Source organism: Micromonospora sp. NPDC005237 (genome assembly GCF_040607775.1).
Lineage (GTDB): Bacteria > Actinomycetota > Actinomycetes > Mycobacteriales > Micromonosporaceae > Micromonospora.
In genome coordinates, this window is sequence record NZ_JBEXHJ010000001.1 from 753038 (window position 1) to 772387 (window position 19350).

The 19350-nt window shown below is 72.5% G+C and carries 18 protein-coding genes; 11 read left to right on the forward strand and 7 right to left on the reverse strand.

All coding sequences use genetic code 11. The features are described from left to right. Positions 1-61 precede the first annotated feature (61 nt). From dprA to ABZT87_RS03665, 3 genes are read right to left on the reverse strand one after another with little or no spacing between them, the layout of a single operon-like run. On the reverse strand, positions 62-1249 hold the full coding sequence (gene dprA, locus ABZT87_RS03655; RefSeq protein WP_355133385.1) for a DNA-processing protein DprA: 1188 nt from the start codon (positions 1247-1249) through the stop codon (positions 62-64). Beyond that, entirely contained in the window at positions 1246-2766 is a 1521-nt protein-coding gene (locus ABZT87_RS03660; protein WP_355133387.1) for a YifB family Mg chelatase-like AAA ATPase, read from the reverse strand. The genes dprA and ABZT87_RS03660 overlap by 4 nt, the downstream gene beginning before the upstream one ends. Before the next feature lie 30 nt (positions 2767-2796). Next, the gene (locus ABZT87_RS03665) at positions 2797-3156 is read right to left on the reverse strand and encodes a YraN family protein (RefSeq protein WP_354856371.1); all 360 of its coding nucleotides are present in this window, start codon (positions 3154-3156) and stop codon (positions 2797-2799) included. Positions 3157-3371: 215 nt separating this feature from the next. Between ABZT87_RS03665 and ABZT87_RS03670 the strand changes: the two genes are divergently transcribed. The 5 genes from ABZT87_RS03670 to frr all read left to right on the forward strand — a co-directional run bounded on the left by ABZT87_RS03670 (position 3372) and on the right by frr (position 8201). Then, entirely contained in the window at positions 3372-4442 is a 1071-nt protein-coding gene (locus ABZT87_RS03670; protein ID WP_355133389.1) for a hypothetical protein, read from the forward strand. A 301-nt stretch (positions 4443-4743) separates the two neighbouring features. Continuing rightward, positions 4744-5667 (forward strand): 30S ribosomal protein S2, encoded by a 924-nt coding sequence (gene rpsB, locus ABZT87_RS03675; protein WP_355133391.1) that lies wholly within the window; start codon positions 4744-4746, stop codon positions 5665-5667. A 136-nt stretch (positions 5668-5803) separates the two neighbouring features. Continuing rightward, a complete protein-coding gene (gene tsf, locus ABZT87_RS03680) occupies positions 5804-6631 on the forward strand; it encodes a translation elongation factor Ts (protein WP_354856366.1) in 828 nt (275 codons plus the stop codon). A gap of 162 nt (positions 6632-6793) precedes the next feature. Continuing rightward, positions 6794-7561 carry a UMP kinase gene (gene pyrH / locus ABZT87_RS03685; protein WP_354856364.1) on the forward strand — a complete coding sequence of 256 codons (768 nt, stop codon included), beginning with the start codon at positions 6794-6796 and terminating at the stop codon, positions 7559-7561. A gap of 82 nt (positions 7562-7643) precedes the next feature. Then, complete coding sequence (gene frr, locus ABZT87_RS03690; protein ID WP_354856362.1) at positions 7644-8201, forward strand: ribosome recycling factor; 558 nt, start codon at positions 7644-7646, stop codon at positions 8199-8201. Between the two features lie 82 nt (positions 8202-8283). Here frr and ABZT87_RS03695 read toward each other — a convergent pair whose 3' ends face one another. Then, positions 8284-8727, reverse strand: coding sequence for a hypothetical protein (locus ABZT87_RS03695; protein ID WP_355067876.1), 444 nt, complete (start codon positions 8725-8727; stop codon positions 8284-8286). Between the two features lie 443 nt (positions 8728-9170). Here ABZT87_RS03695 and ABZT87_RS03700 point away from each other — a divergent pair, with 443 nt between their 5' ends. The 3 genes from ABZT87_RS03700 (at position 9171) to ABZT87_RS03710 (ending at position 13115) form a co-directional block, all read left to right on the forward strand. Beyond that, complete coding sequence (locus ABZT87_RS03700; protein ID WP_355133393.1) at positions 9171-10628, forward strand: phosphatidate cytidylyltransferase; 1458 nt, start codon at positions 9171-9173, stop codon at positions 10626-10628. A 104-nt stretch (positions 10629-10732) separates the two neighbouring features. After that, positions 10733-11890, forward strand: a complete 1158-nt coding sequence (rlmN, locus tag ABZT87_RS03705) for a 23S rRNA (adenine(2503)-C(2))-methyltransferase RlmN (protein WP_354856357.1) — start codon at positions 10733-10735, stop codon at positions 11888-11890. A 31-nt stretch (positions 11891-11921) separates the two neighbouring features. Continuing rightward, positions 11922-13115: a DivIVA domain-containing protein gene (locus ABZT87_RS03710; RefSeq protein ID WP_355133395.1), complete on the forward strand. Its 1194-nt coding sequence runs from the start codon at positions 11922-11924 to the stop codon at positions 13113-13115. 79 nt (positions 13116-13194) lie between these two features. Here ABZT87_RS03710 and ABZT87_RS03715 read toward each other — a convergent pair whose 3' ends face one another. Continuing rightward, positions 13195-13416 carry a DUF2631 domain-containing protein gene (locus ABZT87_RS03715; protein ID WP_355133397.1) on the reverse strand — a complete coding sequence of 74 codons (222 nt, stop codon included), beginning with the start codon at positions 13414-13416 and terminating at the stop codon, positions 13195-13197. A gap of 198 nt (positions 13417-13614) precedes the next feature. Here ABZT87_RS03715 and ABZT87_RS03720 point away from each other — a divergent pair, with 198 nt between their 5' ends. Together ABZT87_RS03720 and ABZT87_RS03725 are read left to right on the forward strand one after the other, a co-directional pair. Continuing rightward, the gene (locus ABZT87_RS03720) at positions 13615-15204 is read left to right on the forward strand and encodes a Rieske 2Fe-2S domain-containing protein (RefSeq protein ID WP_354856354.1); all 1590 of its coding nucleotides are present in this window, start codon (positions 13615-13617) and stop codon (positions 15202-15204) included. Between the two features lie 127 nt (positions 15205-15331). Further along, the gene (locus ABZT87_RS03725; RefSeq protein WP_355133399.1) at positions 15332-16030 is read left to right on the forward strand and encodes a TMEM175 family protein; all 699 of its coding nucleotides are present in this window, start codon (positions 15332-15334) and stop codon (positions 16028-16030) included. Here the strand turns inward: ABZT87_RS03725 and ABZT87_RS03730 are convergent. Together ABZT87_RS03730 and ABZT87_RS03735 are read right to left on the reverse strand one after the other, a co-directional pair. Further along, on the reverse strand, positions 16019-17614 hold the full coding sequence (locus ABZT87_RS03730; RefSeq protein WP_355133401.1) for an NAD(P)/FAD-dependent oxidoreductase: 1596 nt from the start codon (positions 17612-17614) through the stop codon (positions 16019-16021). The two genes, ABZT87_RS03725 and ABZT87_RS03730, sit on opposite strands and share 12 nt — an antisense overlap. 33 nt (positions 17615-17647) lie before the next feature. Then, the gene (locus ABZT87_RS03735; protein WP_354856349.1) at positions 17648-18496 is read right to left on the reverse strand and encodes a YhjD/YihY/BrkB family envelope integrity protein; all 849 of its coding nucleotides are present in this window, start codon (positions 18494-18496) and stop codon (positions 17648-17650) included. A 51-nt stretch (positions 18497-18547) separates the two neighbouring features. Between ABZT87_RS03735 and ABZT87_RS03740 the strand changes: the two genes are divergently transcribed. After that, on the forward strand, positions 18548-19099 hold the full coding sequence (locus ABZT87_RS03740) for a GNAT family N-acetyltransferase (RefSeq protein ID WP_355133403.1): 552 nt from the start codon (positions 18548-18550) through the stop codon (positions 19097-19099). The last annotated feature ends 251 nt before the right edge of the window (positions 19100-19350 follow it).

The following is a 19350-nucleotide window of genomic DNA, read 5'->3' on the forward strand; positions in this document are numbered from 1 at the left end:
GCAGTCCACACTGGTGCCGGTGTCGCCACACCCATGACCGTGCGCCGTGGCGGTTCGTTGCTTATCCGCCGCCCTTCGGTGTGGTGGCCGGGGCGAGGGCGTAGCCGTCGTCGCGGCGCACCACCATGGACAGCTCCTCCAGCAGCGACAGCTTGCGCAGCGCGGTACGCACGTTCACGCCGGCGCGGGCGGCGAGCGCGTCCACTCCCCGTACGCCCCGGCGGGGCAACGCCTCCAGCAGCGATCGGGCGTCGTCGTCCAACGCGTCGGTCGGCCGCTGCGGGCCACGGGCCAGCGGGGCCAGGTCCGCGCCGACCCGGCCCACCTCCTCGAGCACGTGCGCCACCCCGGTGACCAGCCGCACCTCGGAGCACTCGCGGAGCAACTCGTGTGCGCCGACGGACATCGCCGAGGTCACCGGCCCGGGCACGACCATCGCGACGCGTCCGGTGTGGATGGCCCGTCGGGCGGTCTGCGTCGCGCCGCTGCGCGCCGACGCCTCCACCACGACGGTGCCGAGGGTGCCCCCGGCGATGACCCGGTTGCGGATCAGGAACCGGGGGCGTAGCGGCTCGGCGCCGGGTGGCCACTCGCTGACCAGCAGCCCCGTGTCGGCAATCCGGTCGAAGAGCGCGGTGTTGCCCATGGGATACGGCCGGTCCACCCCGCAGGCCAGCACCGCGACGGTCAACCCGCCCGCGTTGAGGGCACCCCGGTGGGCTGCCGCGTCGATGCCGAACGCGCCGCCGGAGACCACGGTCCAGTCCCGCTCGGCCAGCCCGTACCCCAGTTCCGTGGCGACGTGCTGGCCGTAACCGGTGGCCGCCCGCGCGCCGACCACCGCCACCGAGCGCTCCAGCGCCTCGCCCAGCGGCCAGGCTCCGCGTACCCAGAAGCAGAGCGGCGGCGCGGTCTCACCGTCCACCCGGCGGGTGGCGTCCGGCAGCCGGAGCGTTTTCAGGCCGGCCACCCGGGCCGGCCACTCCGCGTCGTCGGGGGTGACCAGGCGGGCGCCGAGCCGGTCGGCCCTCTCCAACGCCTCGGCGGCGACCGCCCGCGCGTCACCGGCGGCCGACCGGGCGGCCACCGTGCTGTGCAGCCAGCCGTCGGGGCTGCCGCCGTCGAGCAACAGATCCAGTGTCGCCACCGGACCGAGTCGGTCGACCAGCTGGTGCACCGCCCGGGTGCCCGGCTCGGCCAACCAGGTCAGCGCCACCCGGGCCAGTCTGCTCTCCTCGTCGGCGCTCATGCCGCCTCCCCCGTCCGTAGTTGGATCGCCTCTCGTACGTCGTCGCGGTCCGGCCGGTCCCGGCCGTCCAGGTCCGCGATGGTCCAGGCCATCCGGATCACCCGGTCGAAGCCCCGTGCCGAGAGCGAGCCGGAGTCGAGTCGGCCGCGCAGCTCGGCGGTGACCAGCGCCGGTAGCCGCCACGGCGGGCGGCGCAGGAGCGGGCCGTCCACCTCGGCGTTGAGTCGCCGCCCGAGGCCGGCCCAGCGGTTGGCCGCCGCGCGGCGGGCCGCCGCGACCCGGGCGGCGACCGTGGCCGAGGACTCGGCGTCGCCGACGGACGCCATCAGCTCCGCCGCCCGTACGGGCATCAGCCGCACCTGCACGTCGATCCGGTCGAGCAGCGGCCCGGAGAGCCGGCCCAGGTAGCGACGGCGGACCAGCGGCGAGCACTCGCAGTACGCGTCGCCGGACGGCTTCGCGCACGGGCACGGATTGGCGGCCAGCACCAGTTGGGTCCGGGCCGGGTACTCGGTGCCGCCCCCGCTGCGGCTCAGCTGGATGCGGCCGTGCTCCAGTGGCTGGCGCAGCGCCTCCAGCGCGCCCTTGCTGAACTCCGGCGCCTCGTCCAGGAAGAGCACCCCGCGGTGGGCCAGCGACACCGCGCCGGGGCGGGCCAGCCCGGAACCGCCGCCGACGAGGGACGGGATCGTGGCCGTGTGGTGCGGTGCCTGGAACGGCGGGCGGCGCAGCAGTTGACCACCCGGTGGCAGGAGCCCGGCGACCGAGTGCAGTGCGGTCACCTCCAGCGCCGCGTCGTCGTCCAGCTCGGGCAGGAGTGACGGCAGCCGCTCGGCCAGCATCGTCTTGCCGGCGCCTGGAGGGCCGAGCAGCGCGATGTGGTGCCCGCCCGCCGCGGCGACCTCCAGCGCCCGCCGGCCCAGCTCCTGCCCGGCGACCTCGGCGAGGTCGGGGCCGCCGGGAACCGGTGCCGGGGCGTCCGGCGGTGGTTCGATCAGCGGGCTGCCGTCGCGCACGAAGGCGACCAGCCGGTGCAGCGTGTCCACCGCCCGCACCCGTACGCCGGGGATGACCGCGGCCTCGGCGGCGTTGCCGGTCGGCACGATGACCCGTTCGACGCCGGCCCTGGCCGCGGCGGCGACCATCGGCAGCACCCCGCGCACCGGCCGGACCGTCCCGTCCAGTCCCAACTCGCCGAGGACCACGACCCCCTCCAGCGGAAGCAGCGGTAGCTCACCCGAGCCGCCCAGCAGCGCGGCGGCGATGGCCAGATCGAACGCCGAGCCGAACTTCGGCAGCGTGGCCGGCAGCAGGTTCAGCGTGATCCGCCGGTTCGGCCAGCGTTGGCCGGAGTTGACCACGGCGGCCCGGACCCGGTCGCGGGCCTCGTGCAGGGCCGTGTCCGGCAGGCCGGAGATCACCACGGCCGGCAGGCCGGCGGCCAGGTCCGCCTCGACCTCGACGAGGTGGCCGGTGACGCCGACCAGCCCCACGCAGAGCACCTTCGCGTAGCTCATGACGCGTCACCGATCCGTCGGCGGCGCATCTCAGAACGCGCCCTTGAGGTGATCGACCTGCGCGGGACCGGCGGCGGGCAGTCGTACCGACAGCACGTCGAACCGCACCTCGTCGGCGCTCGTTCCGGTCTCGGCGAGCCAGATCGCGGCGAGCCCGCGCAGGCGACGGGCCTTGGCCGGGACGACAGCCTCGGCCGGTGTGCCGAACACATCGCCCCGACGCGTCTTCACCTCGCAGAACGCGAGCACCGGCCCGTCCCAGGCGATGATGTCGATCTCGCCTTGCGGGCAGCGCCAGTTCCGGACGATCGGGCGTAGCCCCGCCTCGCTCAGGTGCCGGGCGGCGCACCGCTCGCCGTACGCGCCGACCGCCTGGTTCCGCTTCGTCATGGCCGCGACGGTGCCCGTCCGAGTGCGGGCGTCGCGACCCCACGACGGCCCGGCTGTGGACGACGGGTGTCCTGTGGACAACCGGACGATCAAGCCCGGGCTGTGCTATGCGGCGACCCCGACCCGGACGCCGTGCCGCACGCCTCCCCGCTGATCGCTGGCGGCCGGCCGGGCCGAAATGGCGCGGGCGTGGCCGGTCGCATACGGTGCCTGACGTGGACGGACGACGGAGCTTTCCGGAAGATCAGGAGTCGCGCTGGTATCCCGACGAGCGGGGTCGCGGTTACGGCGATTCCGAGTGGCGCGGTGCGGGTGAGCCGCGATACCGGGACAGCGAGATCCCCGAGCAGCGCGGCGGCGAAGACGGTCGATCCGTCGAGGACACCGGCGTCGGCCGACGCCGGGAGCCGGATTCGACGCGCTTCGGCGCAACCCCGGAGCCGGGCTCGGGCCGATTCGGCGCGGTGGACGCGGGCCGCTTCGGTGGCCCGCCCGAGTCGGACTCCGGGCGGTTCGGCGCCGTCGACGCCCAAGCGGGGATGTTCGGCAGCGGCGAGGCCGACTCTGGACGCTTCGGCGCGGTCGACCCGCTGGGTGACGTGCGTACGGACGGGGACGGTTACCGGGCGACCCGCTCGCGCAGGGCGGATCGGGACCCCTCGGAGATCTCCGGGGAGCTGCCCGGCCGCCGAGCCGCCCGAGAGTCGCTGAGCCCCGCCACGCCCGAGGTGGCGCGCGACGCCACGCCAGCGGCCGCCCGAGACGCCGGGTCAGCGGCCGGCAGAGACGCCGGGCCAGCGGCCGGTGTGCTCGCCGACCAGGCGCGGCCCGCACCGCTCGCCGGATATCCGATCATCGAGCCGAACCGGGGCGGCGGGGAGCAGCCGCACCCGCTGGAGATGCCGACCGGCCCGATGCCGGGGATCGGCCCGCGGCCCGACCTGCCCGCCGGCGAGCCGCCGGTTTACCCCCAGCCGGCAGACGGTGTCTACCGGACCCGTCGCCCGGCGTTGGCCGCGCTCTTCGCCCTGCTGGCGTTGATCTTCGAGGTCCCCGCGCTGCGGGTGTTGCTGGCGGGCGTGACCGGCGACCCGCTGGACGCCGGCAACGTCGTGGTGGGCATCTGCCTGGTCGCCGCGCTGCCGATCTTCGCATCGGGACTGTACGGGCTCAAAACCGGCGGAATGGCGCTCTCCGACAGCGGACGGGGCTGGCTGCGCCCTCCCACGGCGTACCTGACCGTCGGCCTGGTGCTCTTCGTCGCCGCCGCCCTCGCCGCCGGCTGATCCCCGCCCGGCCGCCACGCCCGGCCCGGCAGCCCGGCCCGGCAGCCCGGCCCGGCAGCCCGGCCCGGCAGCCCCGCTCGCGCGCACCCGGGGGCCGTCGGGCGGGGGAGGGGCGTACACTGGCCAACTGGCGACCGCCTCGCGCGGTCGACCTCGCGCGCCCTCTTCACGAATCGTCGTGAAGCGACGGCCTCCCTGGTCCCGATCTTGATCGGGCCCACCATGGGCCGGCGACCAGGCGCCAGGACGCCCGACCACCGGCCGGGCGTGACAACCAGGGATCTTGAGGAGTACCCCAACCATGGCCGTCGTGACCATGCGTCAGCTGCTGGAGAGCGGTGTCCACTTCGGGCACCAGACCCGGCGCTGGAACCCGAAGATGAAGCGCTTCATCATGACCGAGCGCAACGGCATCTACATCATCGACCTGCGCCAGACTCTCGACTACATCGAGAAGGCGTACGAGTTCGTGCGTGGGACCGTCGCGGAGGGTGGCAGCATCCTCTTCGTCGGCACCAAGAAGCAGGCCCAGGAGGCCATCGCCGAGCAGGCGACGCGGGTCGGTCAGCCGTACGTCAACCACCGCTGGCTCGGTGGCATGCTGACCAACTTCCAGACGGTGTACAAGCGGCTCCAGCGGATGAAGGAGCTGGAGGGCCTGGGTGACCTCAGCGGCACCGCCGCCGGTTACACCAAGAAGGAGACCCTGCAGCTCTCCCGCGAGAAGATCAAGCTGACCCGCACGCTGGGTGGTCTGCGGGACATGCAGAAGCTGCCGGCCGCGGTCTGGATCGTCGACACCAAGAAGGAGCACATCGCCGTCGACGAGGCCCGCAAGCTGGGCATCCCGGTGATCGCCGTTCTCGACACCAACTGCGACCCGGACGAGGTCGACTTCCCGATCCCGGGCAACGACGACGCCATCCGCTCCGCCGAGCTGCTGACCCGGGTCGTCGCCGCCGCCGTCGCGGATGGTCTGATCGCGCGTTCCGGCCGTCGTCGGGGCAACGACGAGAAGCCCGAGGGTGTCGCGAGCGACGAGCCGCTGACCGAGTGGGAGCGCGAGCTGCTGGAGCCGAAGAAGGCCGACGAGTCGGCCGCCCCGGCCGAGCAGCCCGCCGCTGCCGCCGCCGAGCAGCCCGCCGCTGCCGCCGCCGAGCAGCCCGCTGCGGAGCAGCCGGCGCAGGCCGCCACCGAGCAGCCGGCGGCCGCCACCGCGGAGTGACCCGCACCGTCGCTGCCCGTCCGTCCGTTTTCCGAAGACGGCGGGCAGCGGCGGTACGCCGGGCACGATCCGCCCGGATCCGGGTAACCGGCACCTCTGACCATCCACACGCCGTCTCAACACCGAAGAGAGAGCCATGTCCCAAATCACCGCCGCGGACGTCAAGAAGCTCCGCGACCTCACCGGCGCCGGCATGATGGACAGCAAGAAGGCGCTGACCGAGGCCGAGGGCGACTTCGACAAGGCCATCGAGATCCTGCGCGTCAAGGGCGCCAAGGACGTCGGCAAGCGGGCCGGCCGTACGGCCGCCAACGGCCTGGTCGCCCACTCCGGCAAGGCGCTGCTCGAGCTCAACTGCGAGACCGACTTCGTCGCCAAGACCGAGTCGTTCATCGCGCTGGCCCAGCAGCTGGTGGAGCACGGCGAGCGTTCCGGCGTGAACAACGCCGAGGAGCTGCTCGCCTCCGAGCTGGACGGCAAGGTCGTCGCGGACCTGGTCCAGGAGCAGTCCGCCAAGATCGGCGAGAAGCTGGTGCTCAACCGGTTCGCCAAGGTCGAGGGCACCACCGCGGTCTACCTGCACCGCAAGGCGCAGGACCTGCCGCCGGCCGTCGGCGTGCTGGTGTCGTACACCGGCAAGTCGGACGAGGCGGGCGACGCTGACGCCCGTGGTGTCGCGATGCAGATCGCCGCGATGCGGCCGAAGTACCTCACCCGGGACGAGGTTCCGGCCGAGGTCGTCGAGTCCGAGCGGCGCATCGCCGAGCAGACCGCCCGCGAGGAGAACAAGCCCGAGGCGGCCCTGCCGAAGATCGTCGAGGGTCGGGTGAACTCCTTCTTCAAGGACTACGTCCTGATCGAGCAGTCGTCCGTGGCTGACAACAAGAAGACGGTGAAGCAGGTGCTGGCCGAGGCCGGCATCGAGGTCACCCGCTTCGTGCGGTTCGAGGTCGGCCAGGCCTGAGCCGCCACCGGGCGCCGCGCGCGCCCGTGGGCGCAAGACGTCGACGAGGAGGCCGCCGGTGTACGTGACAGGCACCGCGGCCTCCTCGTCACATAGGGTCGGCAGCGGCAGGTTCGCGGTAACGCGTCGCGCGGGGCGTGCGCGTGGGGGAAGGCGGGGCGGATGACGCAGGTTGTGAGTGACCGGACGCTGGCGGTGGACGATCCGACGGCGCCGCCGCCGGGACGGGCCCGCCGGGTGGTGCTGAAGCTCTCCGGTGAGGTGTTCGGTGGCGGCGCGATAGGCGTCGACCCGGACGTCGTCCAGGCCATCGCCCGACAGATCGCCACCGTGGTCCGCCGCGGCGTACAGGTCTCCGTCGTGGTTGGCGGCGGCAACTTCTTCCGCGGCGCGGAGCTGCAGAAGCGCGGCATGGACCGGGCCCGCGCCGACTACATGGGCATGCTCGGCACCGTGATGAACTGCCTCGCCCTCCAGGACTTCCTGGAGAAGGAGGGCATCGAGACCCGGGTGCAGAGCGCCATCACCATGGCCCAGGTCGCCGAGCCGTACATCCCGCTGCGGGCGATCCGGCATTTGGAGAAGGGCCGCGTGGTCATCTTCGGCGCCGGCGCCGGGATGCCGTACTTCTCCACCGACACCGTGGCCGCCCAGCGGGCGCTGGAGATCCGGGCCGACGTGGTGCTGATGAGCAAGAACGGCGTGGACGGCGTCTACACCGCCGACCCCCGGATCGACCCCACCGCCAGCAAGCTCGACTCGATCACCTTCTCCGAGGTGCTGCGCCGCAACCTGCGGGTGGCCGACGCCGCTGCGTTCAGCCTATGCATGGAGAACGGCCTGCCGATGCTGGTCTTCGGCGCGCAGGGTGACGACACCATCATCCGCGCGGTGGGTGGCGAAAAGATCGGCACCCTGATCACCGCCTGAGCCCCGCCGGTGGCGACGGCAGCAGCGGTCTGACGACTTTCAGCAAGGCCCACGACGAGCACAGAAGGAGGCGAGGAGACCGGTGATCGACGACACCCTCCTCGAGGCCGAGGAGAAGATGGAGCGTGCGGTTGAGCACGCCAAGGAGGAGTTCGGCGCCATCCGTACCGGTCGCGCCAACGCCGCCATGTTCTCCAAGGTCATCATCGACTACTACGGCACGCCCACGCCGCTGACGCAGATGGCGTCCATCGCGGTTCCCGAGCCGCGGATGGCCATCATCAAGCCGTACGACAACTCGCAGATCAACGCGATGGAGAAGGCGATCCGCGACTCGGACCTCGGGGTGAACCCGAACAACGAGGGCAACCAGCTGCGCATCCTGCTCCCGCAGATGACCGAGGAGCGCCGCCGCGACATGATCAAGGTGGCCCGGCACAAGGGCGAGGAGGCCAAGGTGGCCATCCGCAACGTCCGCCGCCGCGCCAAGGAGGAGCTGGACCGGATCGTCAAGGACGGCGAGGCCGGCGAGGACGACGGTCGCCGCGCCGAGAAGGAACTGGACGACCTGACGCAGCGCTACGTCGCCAGCATCGACGACCTGGTCAAGCACAAGGAGACCGAGCTGCTGGAGGTCTGAGGCCCGACCCGGCGTCCGCCGGGTGAGCAGCCGACGTGAGGCCCGCCCCCGATCCGGGGACGGGCCTCGTGCCGTCTGCGCGTCAGCGGGGGATCCGGACGGTACGGGTCGTCTCGGTCAGGGTCGTTCCGACGTACGCGTCGTGCAGCTCGAAGCGCACGGTGGCCCGACCCGGGTGCAGCACCGGGCCGCCCCGGTAGAAGCCCATCGAGATGCTGGCGGTGCCACCGTCGCAGACGATCTCGCCGGCGCCGAGGCCGCCGGTGGCCCAGTAGGTCGGCAGGCCGTCCTGGGTCAGCGACGCCGACAGGAAGTACACGCCGGTCGGGCAGTTGCGCACCTCCCCCCGGGCGGTGGCGGCCGGGAACGCCGGCCCGGTGCCGTCGGGACTCCCGTCGTACAGGTAGATCTCGCTGGTGCGGTGGTCGATCCTGATGCTGGCGTTCCGCGTCGCCGCGGTGGCCGGTGGAGCCGCCGTCAGGACGAGGGCGACCATCGTCAGCACCGCCAGGCTGATTCTGCGCACGAACGTTCCTCCCCGCTGCTGTGGTGGAAACCGCCGGCGGACGCCAGCACACCGACAGCCGACCACCGACGGGTAGCGCGGGTCATCCCCTGTTCGCCCGGATGCTCGGTCGGATAGGCGTCGATGCACCGCCGGTGCTCGTGCGGACGGTGGGCGCGGTTCTCGGGCCGCCGTGCGGCCGCCGCCGTCGTGGCAGCGCGGCGACTCGCCGGATCTCGCTCACCGCGACCCCCGGAGGGGCCCCGGCGGTCAGGGGCGCCATCGTCCGCCTCGCCCCGGCGGCGGGTGCAGTAGGCTCGGCAGGATTCCCGGCCACCGGGCGGTGCACACCGGGAATCGACCGACCGTCGGGGCGGTCGAGCCGGAGGAACACAGTCGCGCGTGTAGGGGATGCTTGTGGTCTTGCGTCATGTGGTGGTACTCGTGCCGCGTCGCGGTGCGTGATGTCCCACCCCGACCCCTACACCGACGAGCCGCGCGGCTGGGACCGGCCCGAGCGCCCGGTGGCCCTGCCCTGGCCCGAGCAGGAGCTTGAGGCGGGCCAGTGGAGCCGCCGTCCGGCCGCCGGGCCCGAGTTGTACGCCGAGCCCCGCAGCCGCCCGTACGCCGATCCGTACCCGGCGGACCCGTACGACGAGCGCGGCCGGACGGTCCGCCCGGACGACCGGGACCGCTTCGACGACCGGGACCGGCGCGACCGTTTCGACGACCGGGACCGCTACGAGGACGGCAACCAGGCCGACCGGTACGACGACCGGGGTCGCCCCGGCCGCTACGGCGACCGCCCGCCAGCGGGTGACGCTTCGCCACGTTATGCCGACCCCGGCGCCGGCCAGCGTTACGACGACCGTGACGCGCCGTCCCGCTTCGACGACCGTGACGCGCCGTCCCGCTTCGACGACCGGGACGTTCCGCCACGCTTCGATGACGATGCCGGTTACCCGACCGCGCAGCTCGCGCCCATCGGCGCCGAGATCCTGCCGGACGACGATCCGGTGACCGAGCCGGAGCCGCCGAGCGGCCGGCGGCCGAAAGGCCGGCGACGGGCCAGCCTCGACCGGCCGGCGACCCAGCAGGTGGGCACCGGGCGGGCCGGCCGGAACCTGCCGGCGGCGATCGGGGTCGGGCTCGGCCTCGGCGCGCTGATCGTGGTTCCGCTGGTCTTCTACCCGCTGGCGTTCCTGCCGGTGATCGCCGCCGCCATCGCGGTCGGCATCTGGGAGATGGCCCGGGCGGTCCGCCGCAGCGGCGCCCACCCGCCGCTGGTGCCGCTGCTCGCCGGTGGCGTGCTGACCATCGGGCTGGCGTGGTTCGCCGGCCCGGACGCGCTCAGCCTGGGCCTGCTGGTCACCGTGCTGGGCACGATGGTCTGGCGGTTGGGCGACGGCCCGGCCGGCTTCCAGCGGGATCTCACCGCGGCCACCCTGATCGCGGTCTACGTGCCGTTCCTCGGCGGTTTCGCGGCGTTGCTGGCGGCGGCCCCCGACGACGGCCGGCTGCGCATCCTGGCCACGCTGATCGCGGTGGTCCTTTCCGACACCGGCGGGTACGCGGCCGGCGTCTCCTTCGGCCGCCACCCGATGGCCCCGTCGATCAGCCCCAAGAAGTCCTGGGAGGGCTTCGCCGGCTCGGTCACCGCGGCGGCGCTGGGCAGTGCCCTGCTGCTGTGGCTGATGTTCGAGGTGGCCCCCTGGTGGGGTGCCGTGTTCGGGGTGGCCGTCTCCTGTGCGGCGGTCCTCGGCGATCTCGCCGAATCGATGATCAAGCGGGACCTCGGGGTCAAGGACATGAGCAACCTGCTGCCCGGGCACGGTGGCCTGATGGACCGGCTGGACTCGATCCTGTTCGCGGTGCCGACCGCGTACCTGCTGTTGGCGATCTTCGTGCCGATGGTGGGGTGAGGCATGGATCACCGTGGCCCGAGCGTTCGCGACCGCCGGCCGGGAGCGGTTCCACACCTCCGGAGGGGTGCCCGGCGCCGGAGGCGTGACACACTGGACCAGCCATGACGAGCCTGCCGTTGATCCCCGCCATCTCGGAAGCCCCCGCCGCGCGCCGGGCCTCCATGCCGCCGCAGCACCTTGCCGACCTGGATCTGGCCGGCCGCCAGGCGCTGGTCGCCGGGTTGGGTGAGCCCGCGTTCCGTGCCAAGCAGATCTCCAACCACTACTTCGGGCGGCTGGTTCGCGACCCGCAGGCGATGACCGATCTCCCGGCGGCGACGCGTGAGCGGCTGGCCGACCAGTTGCTGCCCACGCTGCTCAATCCGGTGCGCGAGCTGGCCTGTGACGACGGCGCGACCCGCAAGGCGCTCTGGAAGCTGCACGACGGCGCGCTGGTGGAGAGCGTGCTGATGGGCTACCCGGACCGCGTCACGGTCTGCATCTCCAGCCAGGCGGGCTGCGGCATGGCCTGCCCGTTCTGCGCCACCGGCCAGGCCGGGTTGACCCGCAACCTGTCCACGGCGGAGATCGTCGACCAGGCGGTCTACCTGGCCGGGGTGGCGGCCTCGGGCGCGGTCGCCGGCTCACCGCCGCGGCTGTCGCACGTCGTGTTCATGGGCATGGGCGAGCCGCTGGCCAACTACAACCGGGTCATCGCGGCGATCCGTCGGCTGGTCAGCCCCGCTCCGGAGGGCCTGGGCCTCTCCCAGCGGCACATCACCGTTTCCACGGTCGGCCTGGTTCCGGCCATCCGCCGACTGGCCAGCGAAGACCTCTCTGTGACCCTTGCGTTGTCGCTGCACGCGCCCGATGATGATCTGCGCGACGAACTCGTGCCGGTAAACCAGCGCTGGAAGGTAGCCGAGGTGCTGGACGCAGCGTGGGACTACGCCGCCCGGACGGGCCGTCGCGTGTCCATCGAATACGCAATGATCAAGGACGTGAACGACCAGCCGTGGCGAGCTGACCTGCTCGGGCGGCTGTTGGCCGGCAAGTTGGCGCATGTGAACCTCATCCCGCTCAATCCGACGCCGGGCAGCCGCTGGGACGCGAGCCCGAAGCCGGTCGAGCGGGAGTTCGTCCGGCGCTTGCGTGACGCGGGAGTCTCCACCACCGTACGGGACACCCGGGGTCGCGAGATCGACGGCGCGTGTGGCCAGCTCGCCGCCGCCGAGGACACCGACACCTTCACCGACCGCGCCGGAGAGGCACCGGCGTGACCGGGCGTGGCGAACGAGACCAGGAGACATAGTGGCGAGTCAGGGTCAGCGTTTCCGGCGCAAGGCGCTCCGCCGGGGATACAAGGTCGACGAGGTGGATGCCTTCCTCGACCGGGTCGAGGCGACGCTCGACGGCCGGCAGGTGGGTGCGCCGGTGGCCTCCCAGGAGGTCCACGACGTCGTCTTCCGGGTCCGGTTCAACGGCTACGACGAGTGGCAGGTCGACCTGCACCTGGACCGGGTCGAGCGGCAACTGGCCGAGCTGGAGGAGCGCACGAGCGCCGGGCGCGGCGGCGACCCTCGGATGGGTGACCGGTTGGGCCCTCCGGATCGGATGGGCCCGCCGCTGCGCGACGACCGTGGGGGCATGGTTCCGCAGCCGATGCCGCCCCGGCCGATGCCCGCGCAGGCCGGTCCGCCCGCCGACCGCTACGGCCGGTACGACGAGCCCACCGGCGCCTTCGCCGGCGGGTACGACGCCCCCCGCGGTGGCTACGACGCGCAGCGCGGCCCCGGCGGCCCCGGCGGCCCCGGCCCGATGGGGCCCGGTGGTCCGATGGGTGGCCACGGCGTCCCGCCGCGCGGTCTGCCCGCCGGTCCGGGAGCCTACGGCCCGCCCGACGAGCAGCGCATGCCCGGCGGCTACGGTCCGCCCGACGACCAGCGCATGCCCGGCGGCTACGGCCCGCCCGACGACCAGCGTGGGCCCGGTGGCGGCTATCCGCCGGAGGAGCCCCGCTTCGACGGCTTCGAGGCCGGTCGGCACGGTCGCGCCGACATGACCGCCGAGATCCGGATGCCCGAACGGGATCTGCGCGACATGCGCCGTGGCCCGGCCGGCCCGCCCCCGATGCCGCAGCAGGGCCTCGGTGGCCCGCCGATGGCGGGTCCGCCCGCCGTGGCCGGCCCGCCGATGGGTGGCCCGCCGATGGCCGGCCCGCCGATGGCCGGCCCGCCGATGGCCGGCCCGCCCGGCAGCGACCTGTACCGGGTCGACCAGATCCGCCGCAGCTTCCAGGTGCGCCGCTTCGGCAGCGGGTACGACCCGGACCAGGTGGACCGGTTCTTTGAGACCCTGCTCGGCGGCATGCAGCGCCGCAACCCGATGCCGGTCGACCCGAAGGATCTGGACACGCTCCGGTTCGGCCTGGTGCCCGGCGGCTACTTCGAGGCCGAGGTCGACGCCGCGCTCAAGGACGTGCAGGACATCCTCTTCGGGCGCTGACCCCGACACGTACGCGAACGAGGGCCCGTCCCCCGGGTGGGGGCGGGCCCTCGTACGTCGACCGGGTTGTCCGGCGAGGTCAGGAACGCAGACCGTTGCGCCGCAGCACAGCGTCGCCGATCACGATGACCAGCAGCAGCGCGGCCAGGCCGACCAGCCAGATGTCCTCGACCCTGCCCTCGTGGTTGCCGCAGACCATCGCCAGCAGCGCCAGCGCGGACAGCACCGCGCCGATGCGCCCGGCCTTCCGGTGCCCGGGCTTGTGCTGGTCTGGCGACGTTACCGGCTCGCTTCCTGCCACTGTCGGTCCTTCCCTCGCGATCGGATCTTTGGTTAGTCTGGCACGCCTCCCGCACGGGGCGGTGCGGTGGGGGTTTCCCCGCCTTCTGGCCCTGCCCGCCCAGGCCGGACGGCACTACGGGCGTCGCGGGGTGGCGGTCAGACTCCCTCCGGTAGCGTTTGGCGTACACCTGATTGTCTGTTTGAGGGGGACTGTGCGGTGCGAGTGACCGGAACCGGGCACGCCAGCATGCGGATCGACACGGCCGCGGGCAGCATCCTGTGCGACCCGTGGGTCAACCCGGCCTACTTCGCCTCGTGGTTTCCCTTCCCGGACAATTCCCTGCTCGACTGGGAGACGCTGGGCCAGGTCGACTACCTGTACGTCTCCCATCTGCACCGGGACCACTTCGACGCGAAGCACCTGCGGGACTTCGTCTCGAAGGACGCCACCGTCCTGCTCCCCGAGTTCCCCACCTCGGAGATGGAGGACGAGTTCCGGGCGCTGGGCTTCACGAAGTTCCTCAAGGCGCCCAACGAGCAGGTCGTGGAGCTGGACGGCGGCCTGAAGATCATGATCCAGGCGCTGACCAGCCCCACCGACGGCCCGATCGGTGACTCCTCGCTCTGGGTCGAGTACGACGGTGTGCGGCTGCTCAACCAGAACGACGCCCGCCCCACCGACCTGAGCGTCTTCGCCGAGCTGGGGCACGTGCACGCGCACCTGCTCCAGTTCTCCGGGGCGATCTGGTACCCGATGGTCTACGAGCTGCCGCAGGCGGCGAAGACCGCGTTCGGCAAGCAGAAGCGCGACCGGCAGTTCGACCGGACGTGGCGCTACATCGACGACCTGAAGGCCGACCACGTCTTCCCGATCGCCGGCCCGCCGTGCTTCCTCGACGACGCGCTGTGGCAGTTCAACGACATCCACGGCGACGAGGGCAACATCTTCCCGGACCAGTCGGTCTTCCTGAGCGAGTACGCGAAGGTCGGCGGCACCAACGGCATCGTGCTGCTGCCGGGCAGCGTCGCCGAGGTCACCACCGAGGGCGCGAGCACCACCCACCCGGTGCCGGTGGAGGAGTTCTTCGCGAACAAGGTCGCCCACCTGGAGGAGATGCGCGAGCGCAAGCGCCCGATCATCGAGGCGGAGAAGGCGTCCTGGCGGCACCCCGAGGTGGACGTGCTCGGCGAGATGAAGCGCCGCATCGAGCCGCTGCTCGACGAATCGATCTACCTGGCCAAGGGGGTCGGCGGCCCGGTCCGCTTCGACCTGGTGGGCACCGACGACTCGGGCGGGGAGACCATTGAATCCATCGTGGTGGACTTCCCGGGCAAGGAGGTCCGGCCGTACGCGGACGAGAAGGTCCGCTACCGCTTCCGGACCGACCGGTCGCTGATCGAGCACCTGCTCTTCATCGACGAGGTGGACTGGGTCAACTCGCTCTTCCTGTCCTGCCGGTTCTCGGCGGCCCGGATCGGCCAGTACAACGAGTTCGTCTACGCGTTCTTCAAGTGCCTCTCCGAGGAGCGCCTCCAGTACGCCGAGGGTTGGTACGACGAGCACGAGCGCAGCACCGACGCCGAGGACATCACGCTTGGCGACTGGGTGGTGCAGCGGCGCTGCCCGCACCTGAAGGCGGACCTGACCCGGTTCGGCATCGTCGAGGGTGACCAGCTGACCTGCCAGCTGCACGGTTGGCGCTTCGACCTGCCCAGCGGCCGCTGCCTGACCAGCGTCGGCCACAAGGTCCGCGCCCACCGCGTCGACGCGGAGACCCCGGCCCCGGCGGGCGAAGCCCTGAGCTGACCCCCGTCCCCGCGATCTTGCACTTCCGGCGGCAGCAAAGTTCGGCAATCGCCCCGGAACGGCGACCGGAAGCGCAAGATCGCGGGGAGGGGTGCGCGAGCGACGCACCACCGGGAGCGGGGCAGGCGTGGCGGGGGCGGACGCGCAGGAGGAGGAGTACCGGTACGAACGCGGCCGGGAGAAGGCCCGGGACGCCGCCCGGGTGGAGACGTTCAGCGACGGCGTCTTCGCGGTCGTCCTGACGGTGATGGCCGTCGAGCTGCTCCAGACCGGCCCCGCCAGGGACAGTGGACGAGAGGTTCCGGACGCCCTGGCCCACGCCTGGCCGTCCTACCTGGCGTATGTGATCACCTTCGCGCTCGCCGGGCAGGTCTGGCTCGCCCACCACAACCTGTGGCGGTACGTGGTCCGGGTCGATCAGATGCTGCTGGTCTTCAACCTCGGCGTCCTGCTCTTCATCGCCACCATCCCGTTCACCGCCGACCTGCTGTCGGACAACCTGCGGGGTGGGGCGACCGAGCAGCGACTGACCGCCGCCCTGTACCTCGGCACCGTGCTCGGTGAGGCGATCTTCGTCAACCTGAGCTGGTGGTGGGCCCGCAGGCGCGGGCTGCTGCACCCCGACCTGGATCCCCGGCTGGCCCGGGCGATCGCACGTCGGGTGCTGCTCAAGCCCCTGCTCTACCTCGTCGCCTTCGCCGTCGTCTTCATCGACCCCATCCTGAGCCTCTGCGCGTACCTCCTGCTGGTCGGCTACTACCTGATCGGCGGCCCGGGTGACCTCCGGCCGTCCGCCGGGCCGAGCGGGGACCGGTCAGCGCCCTAGGTCGGCGAGGATGCGTCGGGCGGCGTTGTGGCCGGCGGCGCCGATGACGCTGCCCGCCGGGTGGCAGCCGGCGCTGCCCGCGTACACGCCGTCGATGCCGGTGGCGTACGGCATGCGGTCGGTGAACGAGACGGTGTTGTCGACGTGGTGGATGTGACCGCCGGTGATGCCGAAGTGCTTCTCGATGCCCGGCGGGGGCAGCGGCACCGCGTCGGCGATCAGGTCGGCGGTGCCCGGCGCGTACCGCTCGACGATCTCGACGAGCCGGTCGACGTAGCCGGGCAGCTCCGCGTCCCAGCTGGTGCCGGCCAGCTCGTAGGGGACCGACTGGACGAACAGCGCCGACGAGTGGTGCCCGGCGGCGTCGGAGAGCGACGGGTCGACTGTGGTGTGCAGGTACCACTCGATGGTCGGCTCCGCCGGCAGCCGCCCGGCCTGCACGTCCGCCCACATGTCCCGCAGCGCGGTCATCGGCGAGGTGGCGTCGCCGCCGACCAGCGACGCGGACCCGGGCAGCAGGTGGATGGTCGAGCCGAACGGGCTCGGCGTACCCGCCGGCAGGCAGGAGAACCGCGGCAGGCCGCTGAGCGCCAGGTTGAGCTTGAGGGTGGTGCCGGGGCGGCGGACCGCCGCCATCCGTTCGCCGAGTCGCGCCGGGAGCGCGCCGTCGGGCACCAGGTCCATCAGCCGGTACGGGTCACACGCGCCGAGCACCACCCTCGCTGCGACCTCTCGACCGTCGGCCAGCACGACTCCGCTGGCCGCGCCGCCGTCGAGGGTCACCGCGCGCACCGGCGTACCGGTCGCGATGGTGGCTCTGGCGGCGCGCGCGGCGTCGGCGAACGTGCGGGAGACGGTGCCCATCCCGCCCTCGGCGATCATCCAGGTGCCGCCCGAGCCGGGCAGCCGGCACATGTTGTGCACGAGGAAGTTGTGGCCGGTCCCGGGGTCGTCCGGGCCGGCGTTGAGGCCGGAGAGCCCGTCGGTGACCGCGTACATGCTGACCAGCAGTTCGGAGCGGAACTCGAACCGGGCCAGGTAGTCCGCGACCGAGCCCCGGACGAGGTCGACGAAGACCTGCCGCAGCGCCGGACGGACGTGCCGCTCGGCGGTCTCCTCGGCGGTCAGCGGCTCGGCCAGCCAGGCCGGGGCGAGGTCCTCGCGCAGCGCGGCCAGCTCGGCCTGCATGGAGTCGTCGGCGGCCACGTCGGCGGGGGAGAAGAACTCGGCGAGCTGTGCCCGGGTGGCGGCGGTGTCGCTGCCGAAGAGCAGGTACGGCGAGCCGAGGCCGCCGGGCGTGGGCAGGAAGTAGTGCGGGTCGCGGCGCAGCACCGGGATCCGCACGTCGAGGGTGGCGAGCAGCTCCGGCGGCATGAGCCCGAGCAGGTACGAGCCGGTGGAGTGGCGCAGCCCCGGCACCTTCGGGAACGGGTTCTCGGTGCGGGTGGCGCCGCCGATCACGTCGGCCGCCTCCAGCACCAGGACGTCCAGGCCGGCGCGGGCCAGCAGGATGGCGGAGACCAGACCGTTGTGCCCGGCACCGACGATCACGACGTCGGTCCGGCCGGGAAGTTCACTGCTCATGCCGCCGCAGCCTAGCCCCACCACCCCGCCGGGTCAGCCCACCCCGCGTTGCGAAGGGGTGCGTTGGGCGCGCCAGCGGGAGAGGGCCAGCGTGGCGGAATAGCCGGCCAGGACGATCACGTGGAACAGGTACAGCCACAGGAGCACGGCCACGCCGGCGCCGATCTCGTCGAAGCCGCCGAACGGCGCTCCCAGATCCAGCGGCAGGGACGCGAAGAGCACGAAGCCGTGCAGGAACCCGGAGAGGTTCGCCGCGGTGAACGACCCGACAACGAGGGTGGAGAGCCAGTCCGGCGATGCTGGCCCCACCACCCGGAACACCCACACCAGCACCGGTGTGAGCACCAGCCACACCGCCAGGAACGACAGCACCACGCCCAGAGCGCCGACCCAGCCGCCCTGGGTGACCAGGTGGGTGGTGAGCGGGAGCGCCAGCAGGATCGACAGCAGCAGCGCGGGCGCCGGTGCGAGCAACGGCAGCAGCAGCAGCCGACCTCGCCAACCGACCAGGTGCTCGTCGCTGCGCGGAGCCGCCACCGACACGAACGCCCGGCGCAGCCCCTCGCCGTACAGCGACGCGGGCAGCAGCGACGCAAGGGCCAGCACCGGGGTCAACTCCACCCCGGCGTCGACCAGCGCGGCCACCGCCCGGGGCGCGCCGATCGCCGTCGGCAGGGCCTCCACGGCGTACGACGTGAGCCGGCGTACCCGATCGGCTCCCGCGATCAGCGAGGTGAGCCAGAGGGCCAGCAGCGCCACCGGGACCACGGCGATCGCCCCGTAGAAGGTGATCGCGGCGGCGTGCAGCGACAGGTCCCGCCCGCGCACCGGACGGAACGCGGCACTGGTGATCCGCTTCGCGCGCTGCCATCCGTTGCCCACCGGGTTTTCCTTCCCTGTCCTCGGTGCGGTCACTCCTTAAGATCGCCGGTCATGACTGTTCTCACCACCGAACGTCTCATCCTGCGCGATTGGACCGACGATCCGGCCGATCTGGCCCGCATCTACGACATCTACTCCCGCAGCGAGATCACCCGCTGGCTGGGCATGGCACCCGGGCTGCCGCTGACCGATCCGGCGCAGGCCGCCGAGCGGTTGCGACTCTGGCGGGACCGGCACGCGGCCGACCGCGGCCGGTACGGCACGTGGGCGATCGAGGTGCGCGACAGCGGGCTGGTGGCGGGCACGGTGCTGCTCAAGCCGCTCCCGGGGCGGGACGAGACGCGCCGTACGTCAGACATCGAGGTGGGTTGGCACCTGCACCCGGATTCCTGGGGTCACGGCTACGCCACCGAGGCGGCGCGTGCGGTCGTGGCGCGGGAGTTCGCCGCCGGCACCCCGGAGATCTACGCGGTGGTGTCGCCGGGCAACGAGCCGTCGATGGCGGTCTGCCGGCGACTCGGCATGGCGCACGTGGGGCAGCGCACCGACTGGTACGGCGGAGAGCTGTTGGAGACCTACGTCCTGGCGGCACCAGATACCTGACCGGGCAGGCAAGCCCATCAATAGTCACAGCGGTCGAAGTGTTGACGCTCCCGTAGCACGTCAGTAACCTTTGGCCAAAGTAACGCAAGATTTCGACAAAGACGTGCACGATTCCGAGCACGTATCCGGAAGATTCAACGGGTCTCCCTGGGGTCCGTTGCTGGTCGTGCCCCGCGCCGTCCGTACCACCCCCGTCTCTCTCGACGCACCCCCGTGGTCACGCCGCCGCGGCAACCGTCCCCCACGACAAG

Bases quoted from the DNA above. Each gene is read 5' to 3' on its own strand.
- dprA (WP_355133385.1), bottom strand. From the start codon at position 1,249: ATGAGCGCCGACGAGGAGAGCAGACTGGCCCGGGTGGCGCTGACCTGG.
- ABZT87_RS03660 (WP_355133387.1), bottom strand. From the start codon at position 2,766: ATGAGCTACGCGAAGGTGCTCTGCGTGGGGCTGGTCGGCGTCACCGGC.
- ABZT87_RS03665 (WP_354856371.1), bottom strand. From the start codon at position 3,156: ATGACGAAGCGGAACCAGGCGGTCGGCGCGTACGGCGAGCGGTGCGCC.
- rpsB (WP_355133391.1), top strand. From the start codon at position 4,744: ATGGCCGTCGTGACCATGCGTCAGCTGCTGGAGAGCGGTGTCCACTTC.
- tsf (WP_354856366.1), top strand. From the start codon at position 5,804: ATGTCCCAAATCACCGCCGCGGACGTCAAGAAGCTCCGCGACCTCACC.
- pyrH (WP_354856364.1), top strand. From the start codon at position 6,794: ATGACGCAGGTTGTGAGTGACCGGACGCTGGCGGTGGACGATCCGACG.
- ABZT87_RS03700 (WP_355133393.1), top strand. From the start codon at position 9,171: ATGTCCCACCCCGACCCCTACACCGACGAGCCGCGCGGCTGGGACCGG.
- rlmN (WP_354856357.1), top strand. From the start codon at position 10,733: ATGACGAGCCTGCCGTTGATCCCCGCCATCTCGGAAGCCCCCGCCGCG.
- ABZT87_RS03730 (WP_355133401.1), bottom strand. From the start codon at position 17,614: ATGAGCAGTGAACTTCCCGGCCGGACCGACGTCGTGATCGTCGGTGCC.
- ABZT87_RS03740 (WP_355133403.1), top strand. From the start codon at position 18,548: ATGACTGTTCTCACCACCGAACGTCTCATCCTGCGCGATTGGACCGAC.